At 50.0% G+C, this 16,093-nt stretch carries 15 protein-coding genes; 2 read left to right on the plus strand and 13 right to left on the minus strand.

Annotated features, from left to right (window positions below; translation table 11 throughout):
- Window positions 1–24: 24 nt before the first annotated feature.
- The 7 genes from AC1DF0_RS00210 to AC1DF0_RS00240 form a co-directional block, all read right to left on the minus strand.
- A complete protein-coding gene (locus AC1DF0_RS00210) occupies window positions 25–1,794 on the minus strand; it encodes a glycoside hydrolase family 2 protein (RefSeq protein WP_477572675.1) in 1,770 nt (589 codons plus the stop codon).
- 70 nt (window positions 1,795–1,864) lie between these two features.
- Window positions 1,865–3,625 carry a glycoside hydrolase family 2 protein gene (locus tag AC1DF0_RS00215; protein ID WP_477572676.1) on the minus strand — a complete coding sequence of 587 codons (1,761 nt, stop codon included), beginning with the start codon at window positions 3,623–3,625 and terminating at the stop codon, window positions 1,865–1,867.
- Between the two features lie 31 nt (window positions 3,626–3,656).
- A complete protein-coding gene (locus tag AC1DF0_RS00220; RefSeq protein ID WP_477572677.1) occupies window positions 3,657–4,715 on the minus strand; it encodes an acyltransferase family protein in 1,059 nt (352 codons plus the stop codon).
- The gene (locus AC1DF0_RS00225) at window positions 4,712–5,518 is read right to left on the minus strand and encodes a carbohydrate ABC transporter permease (protein WP_477572678.1); all 807 of its coding nucleotides are present in this window, start codon (window positions 5,516–5,518) and stop codon (window positions 4,712–4,714) included. Before AC1DF0_RS00225 ends, AC1DF0_RS00220 begins: the two co-directional genes overlap by 4 nt.
- The gene (locus AC1DF0_RS00230; protein ID WP_442050903.1) at window positions 5,518–6,408 is read right to left on the minus strand and encodes a carbohydrate ABC transporter permease; all 891 of its coding nucleotides are present in this window, start codon (window positions 6,406–6,408) and stop codon (window positions 5,518–5,520) included. Before AC1DF0_RS00230 ends, AC1DF0_RS00225 begins: the two co-directional genes overlap by 1 nt.
- 83 nt (window positions 6,409–6,491) lie before the next feature.
- On the minus strand, window positions 6,492–7,835 hold the full coding sequence (locus AC1DF0_RS00235; protein ID WP_477572679.1) for an ABC transporter substrate-binding protein: 1,344 nt from the start codon (window positions 7,833–7,835) through the stop codon (window positions 6,492–6,494).
- A 182-nt stretch (window positions 7,836–8,017) separates the two neighbouring features.
- Window positions 8,018–8,968: an ArsR/SmtB family transcription factor gene (locus tag AC1DF0_RS00240; protein WP_477572680.1), complete on the minus strand. Its 951-nt coding sequence runs from the start codon at window positions 8,966–8,968 to the stop codon at window positions 8,018–8,020.
- Window positions 8,969–9,145: 177 nt separating this feature from the next.
- On the opposite strand from AC1DF0_RS00240, the gene AC1DF0_RS00245 reads away from it, so the two are divergent.
- The gene (locus AC1DF0_RS00245) at window positions 9,146–10,036 is read left to right on the plus strand and encodes a deoxyribonuclease IV (protein WP_477572681.1); all 891 of its coding nucleotides are present in this window, start codon (window positions 9,146–9,148) and stop codon (window positions 10,034–10,036) included.
- An 11-nt stretch (window positions 10,037–10,047) separates the two neighbouring features.
- Here AC1DF0_RS00245 and AC1DF0_RS00250 read toward each other — a convergent pair whose 3' ends face one another.
- On the minus strand, window positions 10,048–11,013 hold the full coding sequence (locus AC1DF0_RS00250) for an ROK family protein (RefSeq protein ID WP_477572682.1): 966 nt from the start codon (window positions 11,011–11,013) through the stop codon (window positions 10,048–10,050).
- Between the two features lie 295 nt (window positions 11,014–11,308).
- Here AC1DF0_RS00250 and AC1DF0_RS00255 point away from each other — a divergent pair, with 295 nt between their 5' ends.
- On the plus strand, window positions 11,309–11,833 hold the full coding sequence (locus tag AC1DF0_RS00255) for a DoxX family protein (RefSeq protein ID WP_477573115.1): 525 nt from the start codon (window positions 11,309–11,311) through the stop codon (window positions 11,831–11,833).
- Window positions 11,834–11,893: 60 nt separating this feature from the next.
- On the opposite strand, the gene AC1DF0_RS00260 is transcribed toward AC1DF0_RS00255, so the two are convergent.
- The 5 genes from AC1DF0_RS00260 to AC1DF0_RS00280 all read right to left on the minus strand — a co-directional run bounded on the left by AC1DF0_RS00260 (window position 11,894) and on the right by AC1DF0_RS00280 (window position 15,910).
- Window positions 11,894–13,006 carry a PAS domain-containing sensor histidine kinase gene (locus tag AC1DF0_RS00260; protein WP_477572683.1) on the minus strand — a complete coding sequence of 371 codons (1,113 nt, stop codon included), beginning with the start codon at window positions 13,004–13,006 and terminating at the stop codon, window positions 11,894–11,896.
- Complete coding sequence (locus tag AC1DF0_RS00265) at window positions 12,999–13,652, minus strand: response regulator transcription factor (RefSeq protein ID WP_477572684.1); 654 nt, start codon at window positions 13,650–13,652, stop codon at window positions 12,999–13,001. The genes AC1DF0_RS00260 and AC1DF0_RS00265 overlap by 8 nt, the downstream gene beginning before the upstream one ends.
- A 13-nt stretch (window positions 13,653–13,665) precedes the next feature.
- Window positions 13,666–14,118: a GAF domain-containing protein gene (locus tag AC1DF0_RS00270; RefSeq protein ID WP_477572685.1), complete on the minus strand. Its 453-nt coding sequence runs from the start codon at window positions 14,116–14,118 to the stop codon at window positions 13,666–13,668.
- Between the two features lie 95 nt (window positions 14,119–14,213).
- Entirely contained in the window at window positions 14,214–15,125 is a 912-nt protein-coding gene (locus AC1DF0_RS00275; RefSeq protein ID WP_475823060.1) for an L-lactate dehydrogenase, read from the minus strand.
- Window positions 15,122–15,910 carry a formate/nitrite transporter family protein gene (locus tag AC1DF0_RS00280; protein WP_475823061.1) on the minus strand — a complete coding sequence of 263 codons (789 nt, stop codon included), beginning with the start codon at window positions 15,908–15,910 and terminating at the stop codon, window positions 15,122–15,124. The genes AC1DF0_RS00275 and AC1DF0_RS00280 overlap by 4 nt, the downstream gene beginning before the upstream one ends.
- Between the last annotated feature and the right edge of the window lie 183 nt (window positions 15,911–16,093).

Below are 16,093 nucleotides of genomic sequence, written 5' to 3' on the forward strand. Positions count from 1 at the left end.
GGGAATATAGGACGAGGCCTTTTATCATGCCAAGTTAATCGCTTTAATCCGATCGATCGGGACCTTAGGCTGCCGATCTTCTGTCAACAGACCGTTCACCTCTTGCTGCACGTCGGTGACCTGCGTATAACAATAGCCGCAAATGTAATCGATATCCTTGATCGCTTGCGTAATGCTTTGGAACCGTTCGAAGAAAGCTTCCTCGCCTTCGACTTGATTGCCGTAGCCCCAGCCCGCTTCCGTCTTAAAGGCAATGCCGCCGAACTCGCTTACGATAATCGGTTGTCCGCGATATTCGTAGCCTTGCGCCATCGCATACCTCCAATTCATATGAGAGATTTCGTTGCTCGTTATTGCGTCCTTGTCAGCGTAACGCTTGCTGAACTTGACGCCCGATTCCTCATAATCATGCAAGGTGATAATATCGGAAATCGTATGCTCCCATCCGTCATTGCATACAACTGGCCGATAAGGATCGATTGATTTGGTCAAATAATAGATCGCTTCCGTGAACTGCTGCTGCTTGCGGTCGACGAACACGTTGCCGATCCCCCATGACTCATTGAAAGGGACCCATGTAATGATGCAAGGATGGTTATATTGCTGTTGCACAATTTCCAGCCATTCTTTGGTGAACCGATCTACTGCCAGATCATTGAATTCATATGTGGCTGCCATCTCCGACCATACCAATAAACCTTTCACGTCGCACCAATATAGGAAACGCGGATCCTCGATCTTCTGATGCTTGCGTACGCCGTTGTAGCCCATCGCCAATATTTTGTCGATATCCTCGATGATTGCTTCTTCGGAAGGCGGCGTCAGATGACTGTCCGTCCAATAACCTTGGTCCAAGATCAACCGCTGGTAGATCGGCGTGTTGTTCAGCAGCACTTTGCCCTTCTGGATAGACACTTTGCGAAGCCCGAAGTACGAATGCACCTGGTCTACAATAGAATCTGACTGCGTCAAGACGAATTCCACCTCATAGAGCTTCGGATGCTCCGGACGCCATGAATCTACCTTCCACTCCCGCGTTTCGCTGATCAATTCCACGCTTGCCGTCAACTGCGAGCGGTCCACCGTCACGCTTGTTTCCTTCACGAGTCGGCCGTCCATCCTAATCGTCGTCGTCAACCGCAGATCGGCCGATGCATTACCCTCGCGAAGCCGATAATCGAACCGAACGGAATTCGTATCGAGATCCGGGGTGATTTTGACCGATTCCAAATGCTGCTCGGCCACGTACTCTACCCACACGGTCTGCCAGATGCCCGTCGTCTGCACATACCAGCAGCCAAAGTTCTCGTCCCGCCAGCGCTGCTTGCCTCTCGGCTGCGTGCAATCGTTGCTGTCTTCCGCCTTGACGACGATTTGGTTATTCGCTCCCGCATCTTCTAGCAAGTAAGGCGTAATATCGAAGGAAAAGGCCGTATAACCGCCCTCATGCCGGCCGACAAATTGACCGTTAACCCACACTTTCGCTACATAGTCCACGGCTTGAAAATGCAGCTTGACCCGCTTCTGCCGCTGCTCGGCCGGAACGTTGAACTGGCGCTGATACCATACCTGCGGATGGAACGCCGCTTCTTCAATACCGCTCGCCTTCGTCTCATACACGAACGGAACTTGAATTTTCATATTGCCGCCAAAGTCGCCTGGCTTGAACCATTGCTCCTGCTCGCCGACATTGTTGTCATCGAAACGGAAATCCCATTCCCCGTTCAAGTTGTCCCAATCCTCCCGCACGAATTGCGGTCTCGGATACTCTTTTCTATAATGCTTTAAGCTCATCTGTCTCCACCTATCCTTTGCTGACTAATTTCTCGAATTTGTGTTCTACTGTTCCAGCGTCTCAGAGATCCTACCCTTGAATGATTTTTCGGATGGTCTCAAGAGGTAGTTTGGGCTGCCGATCATACGTCAAGAGACCATTGATCTCCTGCTCGACATCGGTCAGTTGGGTATAGCAAAAGCCTTGGAGGACAGGAGACTGGTGCGCAGCCTCAACAACATCCTGCAGCCGCTTGGCAAAATCATCTTCATCCTGGGCGCCGGAGTAGCCCCAACCGTCCCAACCGCTTTTCTTGAAGGAAATGCCGCCGAACTCGGTCAATAGCAGCGGCTGACCCTCATACTCATAGCCGGGCACAAGTATCCAGCGATTGCCGGGACGAGCCTTCAACGCTTTGCCAGTATCCGAATAACGATCCGCCAACACTTCTTTGCGCCATTCATAGTCATGAATGGTAACGAGATCTGTCTTCACAAGTTCCCAGCCGTCATTGGATATGACCGGCCGCGTCGGATCCAGCGATTTGGTCATATGGTACATCGCGAGAGCGTGCTGCTGCTGCTGGTTGTCGATCAATATATTCGTTACGCCCCAGCTTTCGTTGATTGGCACCCAAGCCACGATGCACGGATGGTTATAGTCCCGCTCCACGGCTTGCAGCCACTCTCTCGTAACGCGTCCGACGTAATCTTCCGAGAAATGATAGGCATTAGCCATCTCGCCCCACACGAGTAGACCAAGCCGGTCCGCCCAATAGAGGTACCGTGGGTCCTCAATCTTCTGATGCTTGCGAGCGCCGTTGAAGCCCATAGCCTTTGTAAGCTCAACATCGCGGCGCAGATCCTCATCACTTGGAGCAGTAAGCAATCCAGTCGGGAAATAACCTTGATCGAGCACCAGCTTCATCGTGTAAGGACGGTTGTTCAGCAGCACAACGCCGTCTTCGATTGATATTTTGCGCATGCCGAAATACGACGCTACTCGGTCGGCCTCCTTGCCGTCGACAACAAGCGTGAGCGTCAAGTCGTACAGATTCGGTCGATCCGGCGTCCACCAGCGTCCGAGTCCATGATCGTTAAAGTCGTGGAGGGCTAACGTACGCGATTCGGACGCTCGCGTTACGGCGAATTCGTCCTGTGCGACCGGCTGGCCTTCGAATGTAACCGTTGCTCGAAGCGATACGTTCGCCCCTTCCTTGAATCCGCCGATGAACGCTTGCACACTTAGCTCATTGCGATCAATGTTCGGCGTCAGGCGAATGCGGCTAATATGCTGCGGCGACACCGGCTCCAGCCAGACGCTCTGCCAAATGCCCGTCGTCCGTGTATAGAAGATGCCGGCTGACTTCTCTTCCCAGAACTGCTTGCCTCTCGGCAAGGTCACATCCTTGCTGAAATCCACCGCTTTGACGACAAGCGTATTGTCTCCGTCGATCAAGGCGTCTGTGATGTCGGCATGAAACGGTGTATGTCCGCCCTCATGCTTCATGGCGAGCTTCCCGTTCACCCAAACGCTGGCTTCATAATCGACCGCACCGAAGTGAAGCAGCAAGCGCTGCCCTGCATAAGCTTCGGGAACGGCAAAAGTACGGCTGTACCACACGATATCGTGGAACGAAGTATCGGCTAAGCCGCTTAATTCGCTTTGATGACAGAACGGAACTTCTATCGTCTTGGAGAAGCGGCAGCCGCTCTCCTGCCATCTTTGGCGTTCTCCTGCATTCTCGTCGTCATAATCGAAATCCCAGGTTCCATTCAAAGACATCCATTGCTCGCGGACGAACTGCGGACGCGGATACTCGTTTCTTAGCTGTTGTGGTTGTTGGTTCATCTCTGTCTCCTGCTCCTTTTTCGATTACAGTCTAAGTTGTTGTAGTTGTAGATGACGGCTGAGATCGCTTGGATTGCGGAGGCTTCGTAATAATCCACACGCAGAACGTTACGATTGCAACGATTACGCAGGCCAGCCAAAAACCTTCCCCAGTGCCCACCAGCAATTTCTGCTGCTGGCTGCTTTTAAGCGCAAAGATAAGCACGTTGCTCATCACCAAGTACGAAAGGACATTGCGCCCCATCGCTTCAAACAGGGTGAACGGGACTGGATATCGCTCCATCAGACGAGCCAATCCATAATAGCCGTACATTAGCAGCGCTGGTCCGACAATCCACCATACGGAGGGCGGAAACCGTTCCGGCAGCGGCTGCCCGTCTACCGACAGCCAGCGCCATACGAAACCTCCCGTCGCGATCAGCGCCGCAACGAATACCCTCCAGTCCCACGTTACGCAATGTTTGGCAAACAAGATGCCAATGATGTAATAAGGCAAATATTGAAGCACCGGGAACGAAGCGAAATCACGCGTCCCGATTAACGGCCCTAGCTGCATCACATGATTCGAGCCATATGGGATGAACGTAAATACTAGCATCAGGCCGCTAACTCCGAAGCCGATGGCCTTGCGTGACGCCAGCCAGCGAAGCGGCACGAACAACGCCAGTCCAATAATCATGAGATACGTGAAAGATATAAGAAATTCTGACCAGCCCGGCATGTCCCGAATCAATAGAATCGGCTTTAAGGTCGACCAACCGGCCTCCCTGCCGTCGATAAAAACCCGGAACGCCATGCCCGATACGTAGAACGCCGCCAGCGTCTTGACCGCTGCCACCAGCATTCGAGGCGCCGCCTGGCGGAAAGGCTTCGCATAATAAGCAAGCTGCGATACGTAACCGAAGCTGAAGACGAACCCCGAGAACGTCATTAAGTTAATGATTTCAATGAAAGGTCGGCCATTCGGGAATAGATCCATATCGCTAAAAAACTGCAGCGTATGGCAATAAACCATCCCCAGCACGAGCAGACCCTTGAACATGTCGATGGCCCGCTCGCGTTTTTTGACCTCCGAACCAATTGTACTCATCCTTTAATCCCCGACAGGCTGACGCCCTTCACGATTTGTCGTTCGAAAATGACGAACAGCAGCAGGATCGGAAGCGATGCAACCGTATTGATGACCATCGGCTTCACATAATCCTCCGAATATTGGTTCATCAACGTCGGAATACCCATCGGCAGCGTGAACAGGTTGTCGTCGGTTACGGATAGGAACGGCCACAAGAAGTTGTTCCACGAACCGATGAACGTCAAGATGAGCATCGAGGCGAGAGCCGGCCGCGTAAGCGGAAGCACAATAGACCAGAATATGCGCCACACTCCGCCGCCATCGATCTGCACGCTTTCCAGCAGATCCTTCGGAATGCCGTCGAAGAAGCTCTTCAGCACGATAACCGCCACGGGTGATGCAAGCATTGGCAGGATTAAGCCTTGATAGCTGTTGAGAATGCCCATGTCCTTCGCTACTTGATAAAGGGGGATAATGGTAGCCTCCCCTGGAACGAGCAAGCCTGCAAGTATGAAGAAGAAGATAAACGAACGATAGCGGAAGGGAAGCTTCGATAAGGCAAAGCCGGCCAATGCCGCAAACGCCACTGTCAGAATCGTCACGCAGACGGCGATCATGAAGCTGTTAAGCGTCCAGTTCGTCAGCTTCGTCGTCGACAAGATCTCATCGTATACGGCGAACGAATACGGAGGCGTGAACCAGTCGATCAACGATACGATTTTCATTCCCTCTTTCTTCACGGACACCACCATCATCCAGACAATCGGCGCAAGGAAGAAGAAAGCGACGACAAGCGATAATAAGCGATAGATCCATTTCATTACGCTTGCTCTCCTTTCCGATTGTTAATCCAGTATTGAATGGCAGATAGAACAAGCAGGATGATGAAAACGACGTACGACATCGTCGCGGCGTAGCCGAGATCGTTTTTGCGGAAGCCCGTCTGATAGATGAGCTGAATGATCGGCCTTGTCTGATCGAGCGGCCCGCCCCCGGTAATAATGTAAATTTGGAGGAAAACCTTGAAGGAGCTTATAATTTGCAGCATCGTTATCGTCTTTGTAATCGGGCTCAAATGCGGCAGCGTAATGCGCCAGAACACCTGCCAATCATTCGCGCCGTCGAGGCGGGCTGCCTCATAAAGCTCATCAGGAATTTCCTGCATAGCCGACAAATAAAGAATGAAGTTAAAGCCAACCGTCCACCAAAGCGTAATAACGGCGACCGCAATCCAGGATAACCATTTTTCCGATAACCAAAATATTTCGGTGCCCTGCGGAAGCAGACCAAACAAGTGAAGAAAAGTATTAATAAATCCCATATACGGCTGAAAAATAAATAACCCCAGGAAGGAAGCTACGGCAACCGAAAGCACGCTCGGAATAAAAAACACGCTTCGATAAAGCTTCTGAAGCCTCGATCTGCGGTTAGCGATCAATGCGAGCACGATCGCCAGCACCAGCATCGTCGGCGTCGTAATAATGACAAATGTGAAAGAATGCCCAATGGCAGCCCAGACCTCATGGTCTTGAAGCAGCTTCTTGTAATTGTCCAATCCGATATACGACATCTTCTTAATAAGCGTCCATTTATAGAACGTCATCTCGACGCCCTTAATCATCGGCCAAATGGTGTAAAGCACATAGACGATCAAGAAGGGGAGCAAAAACAATAATGCGAGCATATCCGCTCTAAGCTTGCTTATTCTCATATATGCGCCTCACCTCATCAAGAATGGATCTGCAAGCTTCCGGCTCATAGCCGAAAGCCTGCAGATGCCCTTGCATTATGAACCTATTCGCTGAGCACTTTCTGAATGGCGTCCTGCATCTTAGTCATTGCGTCAGCCGGCGTCATTTTGCTAGCCCATACCTCGTTGAGGAATTTGAACAAAGCGTTGTCGCGAATCGTCCAGTTTTTCGTCGACGGCTTGCTGAACTTAACTGTGTCGGCAACGGACGCGTAATCGGCGCGGTTTGGCAGATCTTTGAACTCTTGCTTCTCGAATACGGAAGGTTTCGAAGGAATATGTCCCGCTTTCGCCCATACTTGGCCGTTCTCGGCAACCCAGTCCGCGAAGATGATAGCCGCTTTGCGCTTCTCCGGATCTTCCTTCTTCGTCACCGGAAGAATGATCGTGTGCGAATCGCCCCAAGTCGCTTCTTGGTCGAAAATCTTCGGAATCGGCATAGCGCCGAAATCAAGGCCTTCCGTCGATTCCCAAGTTCCGGTTGCCCATACGCCCGTCATCATAATGGCAGCCGTGCCGCTTTGGAAGTTTTTGTAGAAGTCAGGATCGTTTTTCTTGATATAACCTTTTGTATAGATGTTCTGGAGATACTCGGCAGCTTTCGCGCCTTTCTCCGTGTCAAGCGCAGCTGTTGCAAGATCGTCGGATACGACGTCATTGCCGCCCAATTGGTGATACAGCGCCCACCATAGACGGAACGGGTCATCGTTGCTGTTCGACAACGCGAACGGCGTAACGTTAGCCGGAAGCTTCTGCTTCAGCGTATCGAGGAACGAGACGAAGCCGTCAGCGGATTGCTCCAACACAGGCTTGCCGTCATCGCCGAGCAGACCGGCATCCTTCAACAGCTTCTTGTTATAGTACATAATGAATGGATGCGTATCGATCGGCACTGCGTAATGCTTGCCGTCTACTACTGCTGCATTAAGCAAATTCTGGTTGTATGTGCCCCAATCAACGCTAGCAGTTTCCGCCACTTCATCCAGCTCGGAAACAACCCCTTGATTGATCAGGTCAGGCAGGCGTGATGTATGAGAGATGCCGACATCCGGACCGTTGCCGTTGCCGACAGCCGTAATTAGCTTCGTGTAGTATTCGCCCCACTCAAGCTTGGTGTTTTTCACTTGAATGTCGGGATGGCTTTTGTTGAAATCATCGATTAGTTTCTGCATGTTGTCGCCGTCGCCGCCGCTGAACAATGTCCAGAAGGACAGCGTCACCTTGCTTCCGCTGGAATCCCCAGTTGAAGCGCTTCCATTATTCTCCGAAGTATTGCCGCTACCACCGTTATTACCGCCATTGTTGCCACCGTTGTTGCTCCCGCATGCGCTAAGCACCAGTGAAGCTGTCAGCAGCGTGGCCAAAGTCAAAACATAACCCTTTTTCATGTTTAGCCTCCCCTATGATTTAAAATCATTTTTCAGGCACAAAACTTTTTCCTTACTTTATTACAATAATTTTGTACCATAAACTCATATTATCCCCCATTAACTATTTTGTCAACGGTTTCAAACCAAATTCATGTAATTAAATAATAAAAAAAAGACCTTCAATTACAAGGAATCTGTAATTAAAGGTCTTTCGTTTCGTCTTGATCTGCCGCATAATACACTTTAACGACAATATCCTGCTCGTAATCACCAAATTGCCTGCCGAATAAGTTCATGCCGCCTTGGTGTACGGCATCAGACTTCACGCCGAGCCGAAGCCTAATATTAGGACGCTGCATCAGCTTCAAGTCGCTGATCGTGATGTCGGAAATTTTTTGCATATCCAGTGATGCGCCATTCCTGTCGATTCGCCAATTTTTGAGCAATCCGTATTGCGTGCACCAGTCGGGCCACCAAGAAGGCGTCATCTTGCCGCGTCGATCACCGAAGTCGCCTGGACTCGTCCAGGTACCGATCTCAACGCCATTGATCCATAACGTAATATCCGAAGGCCAGTTATTATCGTAGTTAGGCGCTTCCGAGCATAATTCCATCGATAGTTCCAAAGCATCAATCCGCGCTTCCGGCGGAACTTCCATCGGCATCAAATATTCCAAATACCCTTTGCGAAGCCAAATGATCTGCGCTCCGATATGCTTCGGGTGATAGAAGCTTGCCGGCTCGTCCTCCCGAACGATCATCCCGTCGACGTTAGCCATGCCGCAGGTCGGATGAACCTCGCAGTCGCTGTAGTGGCCGATCGGCATTTCCATCTCGTAGATGAGAAGCGCCCCTCTTGGTATGGTCTTTTCCACGTTGAAGGCGATGTGAATGTCGTCATAATTGCGGCTGCACACCTTCATGGCTCCGCGCGATGCCGGCAGCAGCTCGGTATTAATCAGCTTGGCTGCCTCCAGCACTTTAACGTTATTGGCGACGGTAGATACCGGCAGCTTAAGCGTCTCTGCAATTTCAACCACATTCATATTCCTTGTACTGAGAAGCCGAAGCATATCGACGCGAGCCCGGGTAGATAACGCATGCGAAACTTGGACAAGCTTATCCGGATCTTGAAAGCTTAACTCCAGCATTATAGTTTGACACCTCCTTATTTATGATTAATTACAATTATTTTATATGATAAAGTCATTTATATCAATAATGTTGAATTAAAATATTATTTTTGTATCAATTGAATTTACCTTTGAATAATCGGCTTCAGTCGTGCAACAATAGATTCTATTGATCGATGGGAGGTAAAAGGTCTGATGTTATTAATCGGTTCCCATGTTTCCATGGGCGGGAAGGGGATGCTTCTCCAAGCGAGCGAGGAAGCAGCTTCATACGGCGCTTCAACCTTTCTAATCTATACAGGCGCACCGCAGAATACGCGGCGCAAAGCAATCGAGGCCTACAACATTGAGGCTGGCCATGCCCATATGAAAGAGCATGGAATATCGAACATTGTCGTGCATGCTCCCTTCCTCATTAATCTGGCGAATACGCGTAAAGATCAAGTATTCAATCATAGTATTTCATTTCTTCGCGATGAAATAGAGCGCACGGCGGCGCTAGGCTCGGAGCAGCTCGTGCTTCATCCCGGCGCGCATATCGGCGCAGGTCCAGAAGCAGGCATCAAACGAATTATTGAGGGGTTAAACGAAGTATTGTCGGATGAACGGCATCGACGTGTACAAGTATCGCTGGAAACGATGGCAGGCAAAGGCTCTGAGATCGGCCGGACTTTCGAAGAGCTTGCGATGATTATTGAAGGCGTCCGCCACAATGAGCGGCTATCCGTCTGTCTCGATACATGCCATATCCATGATGCCGGCTACGATATCGTTCACGACTTCGACGGCGTTCTGAATGAATTCGACCGAATCATCGGGCACGATAAGCTCAAAGTGATTCATGTCAATGACTCCAAGAACGAGCGGGGCTCAGGCAAAGACCGCCATGAAAATATCGGTCACGGCCACATTGGCCTTAAAGCGCTCGACTATATTGTGCATCACCCACAGCTGAAGCACATGCCAAAACTCTTAGAGACGCCTTCGATCGGCAAGATCAAATATAAAGACGCCCCGTACAAGCATGAGATCGCTCTTCTCCGCAGACAATTGTCTGAACCTGTAACGAAGATTGATCTAGAATAGAAGGATCAGTGTTAGGACAGCTTGCTGTTCGCATAGGCGGCCGCACCGATCATGCCGGCTTGTCCGCCTAATTTCGCTTGTTCGATCTTGCATGCGCTGGAAGACAACTTCAAAGCATGCTTCGCAACGGTCTCACGTACCGGAGAGAGCAAGCGATCGCCGGCAGCCGACATCCCGCCGCCGACAATTATGATTTCGGGATTCAACAAGTTGATTACATTTCCAAGACCAAACCCGAGAATACTCCCCGTTTCATGCATGACCTCGATCGCTAGCGAATCACCTTGATCATAAGCATCGGAAATCATGCGAGCCGTAATAGCCGAAGGATCATTTGCCGTCCATTCCGTCACGATGCTTGTTCGGCCTTCCTCAAGCTTCTCCGTTAATGTTCGAACCATCCCGATCGCGGACACGTATCTGCCCAGGCAGCCTGAGCTTCCGCAGCGACAAGGACGTCCTTCCCGGTACATATTCATATGCCCGATTTCGCCAGCGCTGGAGGTAGTACCATAGACCACTTTCCCATCATTAACAATACCCGAGCCTAAACCTGTGCCTAATGTGATTAACACTGCATTCCTGTAACCGATTCCCGCTCCGAACAGCCACTCGCCATACAGATTGACCCGCACATCATTGTCGATGAATACAGGGAAATCATAATAACGCTTCATAAAATCGACGACATGGATGTTCTCCCACCCCGGAAAGTTTGGCGAAAATATAGAGAGACCTTCGTCTGGGTTTAGTAAACCGGGAATCCCCATACCCATGCACTTTATGGATGCTTGATCGATTCCTTCGTCCGTGAGCATCTGTTGAATGATTTCTTTCATTCTGTTCAACACATGGTCAGGTCCTTTGGCGGCTTCCGTAGGGTCGCTTCTTTCGTGTACGGTTTGAAACTCCGAGTCGAAAATCGCAGATTTGATATTCGTTCCGCCTAGGTCAATGCCGATTATATATTTGCTCATCATCATTCTCCGCTCTTATTTCATATCGATTTTGATCAATTTACCTTAGCAACACGGCTTCAGTCAACCTCAATAGGGCTAAACTCTTTTCATTCCTTCGTCTGTTATTTTGTGCATAATAAAAAACGAGATTGTGAAATAGATCACATACATCCCTTTCAAAACGGTTTATGCTTGAACTATCAAATCACAGAAGAAGGTGAGAGCGATGGAAACGAAATACTCCAGAGCGTCCGCATCACAATTATTCGTTCGATAACCCTATTAAATACAAAGACAGGAGTGTTCTATCATGATGATGAAACTTTGGAGAGAAAATAATTGGGCCGCTGCCATCATAACCGTAATAAGAATCGTGCTTGGCTACCAATGGCTTACCGCAGGATGGCACAAACTAACGGACGGATTCGATGCAACAGGGTTCCTGAATAAGGCAATCGAAACTCCGGTCATGGATAAAGCAACCGGTGAAGCCGTGTATCCGACCTTTAACGCCTTCCTTGAAACTTTCGCGCTGCCGAACGTCAAGCTCATTAACGTAATGATCCCTCTCGGCGAATTTCTAGTCGGCCTCGGTCTTATACTCGGTGCTCTGACTGCCGCCGCCGCATTCTTCGGCTTATTGATGAACTTCATGTTCGTGTTCGCCGGAACCGTAAGCACGAACCCTTGGCTGATGCTGCTAGGCATGTTGGTCGTCGTGGCAGGCACCAACGGCGGTCGTTATGGATTAGACCGCTACGTTCTGCCGCTGCTGAATAAAGGGTTCAACAACCTGTTCAAGCGCAATCCGCAAAACCGCCCAACGGACATGAATTAATCATCTAGCTCTAAAAGAAAGCCCAGATCATACTATGCGGATGATCTGGGCTTTCTCTATTCAAGATTTTTTGGGTATGATCAATAGGATTTTCGTTCCTTGCCCGGGTTGCGATTGAACGACTAATTGCCCGTCTATCGCGCGAGCCCGCTCCTCCATACTGAATAGCCCTACTCCTTTGGTGCTGCTATCGCGTTGGAAACCTTTGCCCTCATCCACGACGTTCACTTCGATCCGATCAGGTAAATCCGATAACGTAATGTGGCATTCATCAACATCGGCATACTTGCCGATATTCGTTAGCGCTTCTTGTATAATTCGATAAATCGTTGTTTCTTCTTGAGGTCCTAGCCGCCTGCGCAAATGAATATCAAGCTTGACCCCAATGCCGTAATGATTCGTGAAATTGTCCGCATAAGTACGTATAGCCGGCACTACGCCAAGATCATCTAGCACGGAAGGACGCAATTCCCAAGCAAGGCTGCGGACGTCTTCCATCAGATGGGATACGCTTGTACGAAGACGCTCCGCATCGTCAAGCGAACCGTCTTGAATCAGCTTATCCATGCCAATGAGAAGCGAGAACAAGCTCTGCCCAATACCGTCATGCAGCTCGCGGGATAATCGTCTCCGTTCCTCTTCCTGAATAATCATAACCTGCTTCATCATCTGCTGAAGCTCCTCCTGCACGCGCTTCAGCTCGGTCACCTCGTTGCGAATGGCCAAATATTGATACGGTTTCCCTTCCGCGTTAAGGAAAGGAACGATCGTCGTATTTACCCAATAATAGCTGCCGTCTTTGGCCCGGTTCTTAATGTCGCCGCGCCAGACGTTTCCGGAAGCAATCGATTTCCAAAGCTCGTTCATGAAATTTTTGCTATGATAACCCGAATTAATGATCCGATGATCCTTGCCCATCAGTTCCTCGCGTTCATACTTCGAGATTTCGCAAAACTTATCGTTTACGTATTGGATGATGCCTTTATGGTCGGTGACGGCTACGATGGACGATTCATTTAACGCGTGCTTGATATCCGCGAGGTGGAGCAGCGCATGCTTCAGCTCCATTCTAACGGCCGGATCCTCCATATGCTCATCCAGCTTGGAAATCAAAGATACGACGCGCTGTCCGATGACTTCTGGACGTTTCTCTTCCCAGCCCGGATTATTCAAAGTGGAGCAGCCCCTTTTTCATCGCATACCTGACCAAATCAGGTCTCGTCTTTAATCCAAGCTTATCCATCACATTCGCTTTGTGGGATTCGACCGTTTTTATGCTGATGACGAGTTGCTCGGCAACTTCTTTGTTGCTGTAGCCTTTGGCAACCAAAGATACGACTTCCTTCTCTCGTTCTGACAGCATATCCAACGCTCTTCCGTTGTCGCCAACTGCGGAACGCTCCAAATATTCGCTCATTAATCGCTTAGTCGCAGTCGGATACAGATAGGCATTTCCCTCGGCTACCGTTCGAATCGCGGTTAACAGCTCTTCATGGGGAGCACTCTTCAATATGTATCCAGAGGCACCGGCATGAATGCCTTGGAACAAGTACTCGTCATCGTCGTGCATCGTAAGGATGAGAACCGCTACAGCAGGAAGCAACTGTTTAAGTTCCTTGGTCGCGGTTAAGCCGTCCTTGCCATGAGGCATGCTAAGATCCATTAACACAACATCAGGCTTCAACAGCAAGGCAAGCTTAATCGCTTCGTCACCTTCCGATGCCTCGCCGATAACCGTTATATGTTCTTTTTCGTTCAACAGCATTTTAAGCCCGGAACGTACCATCGCGTGGTCGTCGACAATGCAAAGCTTAATCATAGTTCCCCTCCGATTATGTTTTGTATCTGGAGATCTCTACTAGATTCGAAAGCTCGATAGCACACTGCTCCAGATAGATAAGATTAGTATCCGTATAGCTATGAGGATGACGTACGCCAACCATTAGAACGCCGGCAGAGCCGAATCCATCAGGAATCGGAATGGCTGCCGCCGTATGAAGGCCCTCGGCCAGCATTAATGAACATTCGAAGCGAGGTTTGTTTGCTTCTTTCGTTGCAATATCCTTAATCAAGCTTCGCCCCAATAGAAGGGCCATGCCTGGCAGGCCCTTGCCTCGCTTAACGATCATATGCTCATAACGATGATTCATATTGCCGCTCGCATATCGCCAGCGGTACTTGCTGCCATCGTCGATCGGGAGAGCCAAAGCCGTAAAGTCGCTTAATGATGTAACTCGTATATAATGAACGGCACGGCTTATTGTGTCAGCTTCAAAATTTCTCATCGTTATTCACCCTTCATTCGAATTGTAACATGATTTGATTAAGAAATAGCCCCTTATCCGAAACGCGAGATAAGGGGCTATTCGATTATTCTCGTTTATTTGACAGTTTCAATGAGCTCTTTCAAGTGATTGGCGGACCGGTGGAGAAGCGCCTTCTCTTCTTCGCTAATTCGGATATCCAACACTTCCCGAACTCCTTGCCGGTCTACGATGCAAGGCACGCCCATGAACACATCAGACACGCCGTGGTAGTTATCGAGCAGCGTAGATACATTAAGCACGGCCGATTCATCGCGAAGAATGGCGGTTACGATACGGTCCAGCGCAAGCGCGATCGCGTAATAGGTAGCCCCTTTGGCCTCGATGATCTGATAAGCCGCATCCCTTGTATTCGCGAAAATCTCGGACTTCGCAGCGTCGGTAAGCGAGAAATTCGTTCCTGCCACATTAGCGAGGCTCCATACCGGCAGCTCGGTATCGCCGTGTTCGCCGATAATGTGCGCGTGTACGCTTCGCGGGTCGATGTGCAGTTGCTGCCCGATCAAATATCGGAAACGCGCGCTGTCGAGCAGCGTTCCCGAACCGATAACTCGGTTGATCGGCCATCCCGACTTTTGCCACGTAAAGTAGCTCATAATATCGACCGGATTCGTTGCGATCAGCAAAATGCCGTCCGAGTTATATTTTAAAACCTCCGTTATAATGCTTTCGTAGATCGCCGCGTTGCGCTTTAATAGATCCGTCCGCGTCTCTCCAGGCCTTTGCGCCGCTCCAGCGGTAATAATGACGATATCCGCGTCCTTGCAGTCTTCATAGCTTCCCGCCCATACTTTTGCTTGGCCGAGAAACGGCATCCCGTGGTTCATATCCAGCGCGTCGCCGACTGCTTTGTTCACGTTCGCATCGATAAGCACGAGTTCGTCCATCCGGCTTCTCAGCAGCAGCGTGTACGCGGTTGTGGAACCGACAGCACCTACGCCAATGACAACAACTTTGGATTTTTTCATTTTGATTGCTCCTCTTCGGTTGGTTTATTCACAAAATAGTACATCGCGCCCATTAACACCGAGCCGCCGAACAAATTGCCTAGCGTGACCGGAACGAGATTATGGATCATGCCGCCAAACGTGATGGTATCCGGATAGTTGAGGACAAGCGCGATAGCAAACGTGCATAAATTGGCAATGCTGTGCTCGTATCCGGAAATGAAGAAACAGAAGACGAACAGCATCATAGCGAACAACTTGGGACCGTCTCCTCTTAAAGACATTGGGATGAAGAACGCCAGACAGACGAGCCAGTTACACAATAAGCCGCGGAAAAAGAGCTCCATCGTCGGCGCATGCAGTTTCTTTTCCACTACGCTTAGCAGAAAGCCGTTAACCTCAGCGGATTGAAACAGCCCCGTTCCCCATATAAGCAGCGCAAACGCGCAAGCGCCGAGAACGTTCCCGATATAGCTTGCCGTCAGCAGTTTCCCCACATGGGCCCAGCTCATCTGACGGCGAAGCGCCGCGTAGGTATAGTAAAACGTGTTGCCGGTGAACAGATCGCCTCCGCCATAGGAAATCAGTATGATCGCGGCTCCGAAGGTCATCGCGGCCATCGGATACGTAAGCGGAGAATGTTCCGTATAAAAGAAGCTGCCCGTCTTGAAGGCCACGATTACGCCGAACCCGATAAACATACTGGCGAGCATGGATCGCAGAAGATAGCGCAGTTTACTTGAATGGAACAGTTTGTATTTCTTGAGCGCCAGCTGTTCGATGCGCCGTAATGGAAGTTGCTCCATGCACATCCACATCCTTTCCGCCGATTTCTTATGCCGAGCTTCTGCATCTATTAAAACACTCCCTGTACTCTGCGCGCTGTGACGTTGATCACAAATAAATCAGGGATTTCCCCCCTCAAAGATAGGGAGATCCCCCGATGCTCACCTCACATCGCAAAAGGTAAAATTAGGGTAGAAACAATC

The organism is Paenibacillus sp. 05T425 (assembly GCF_056396205.1).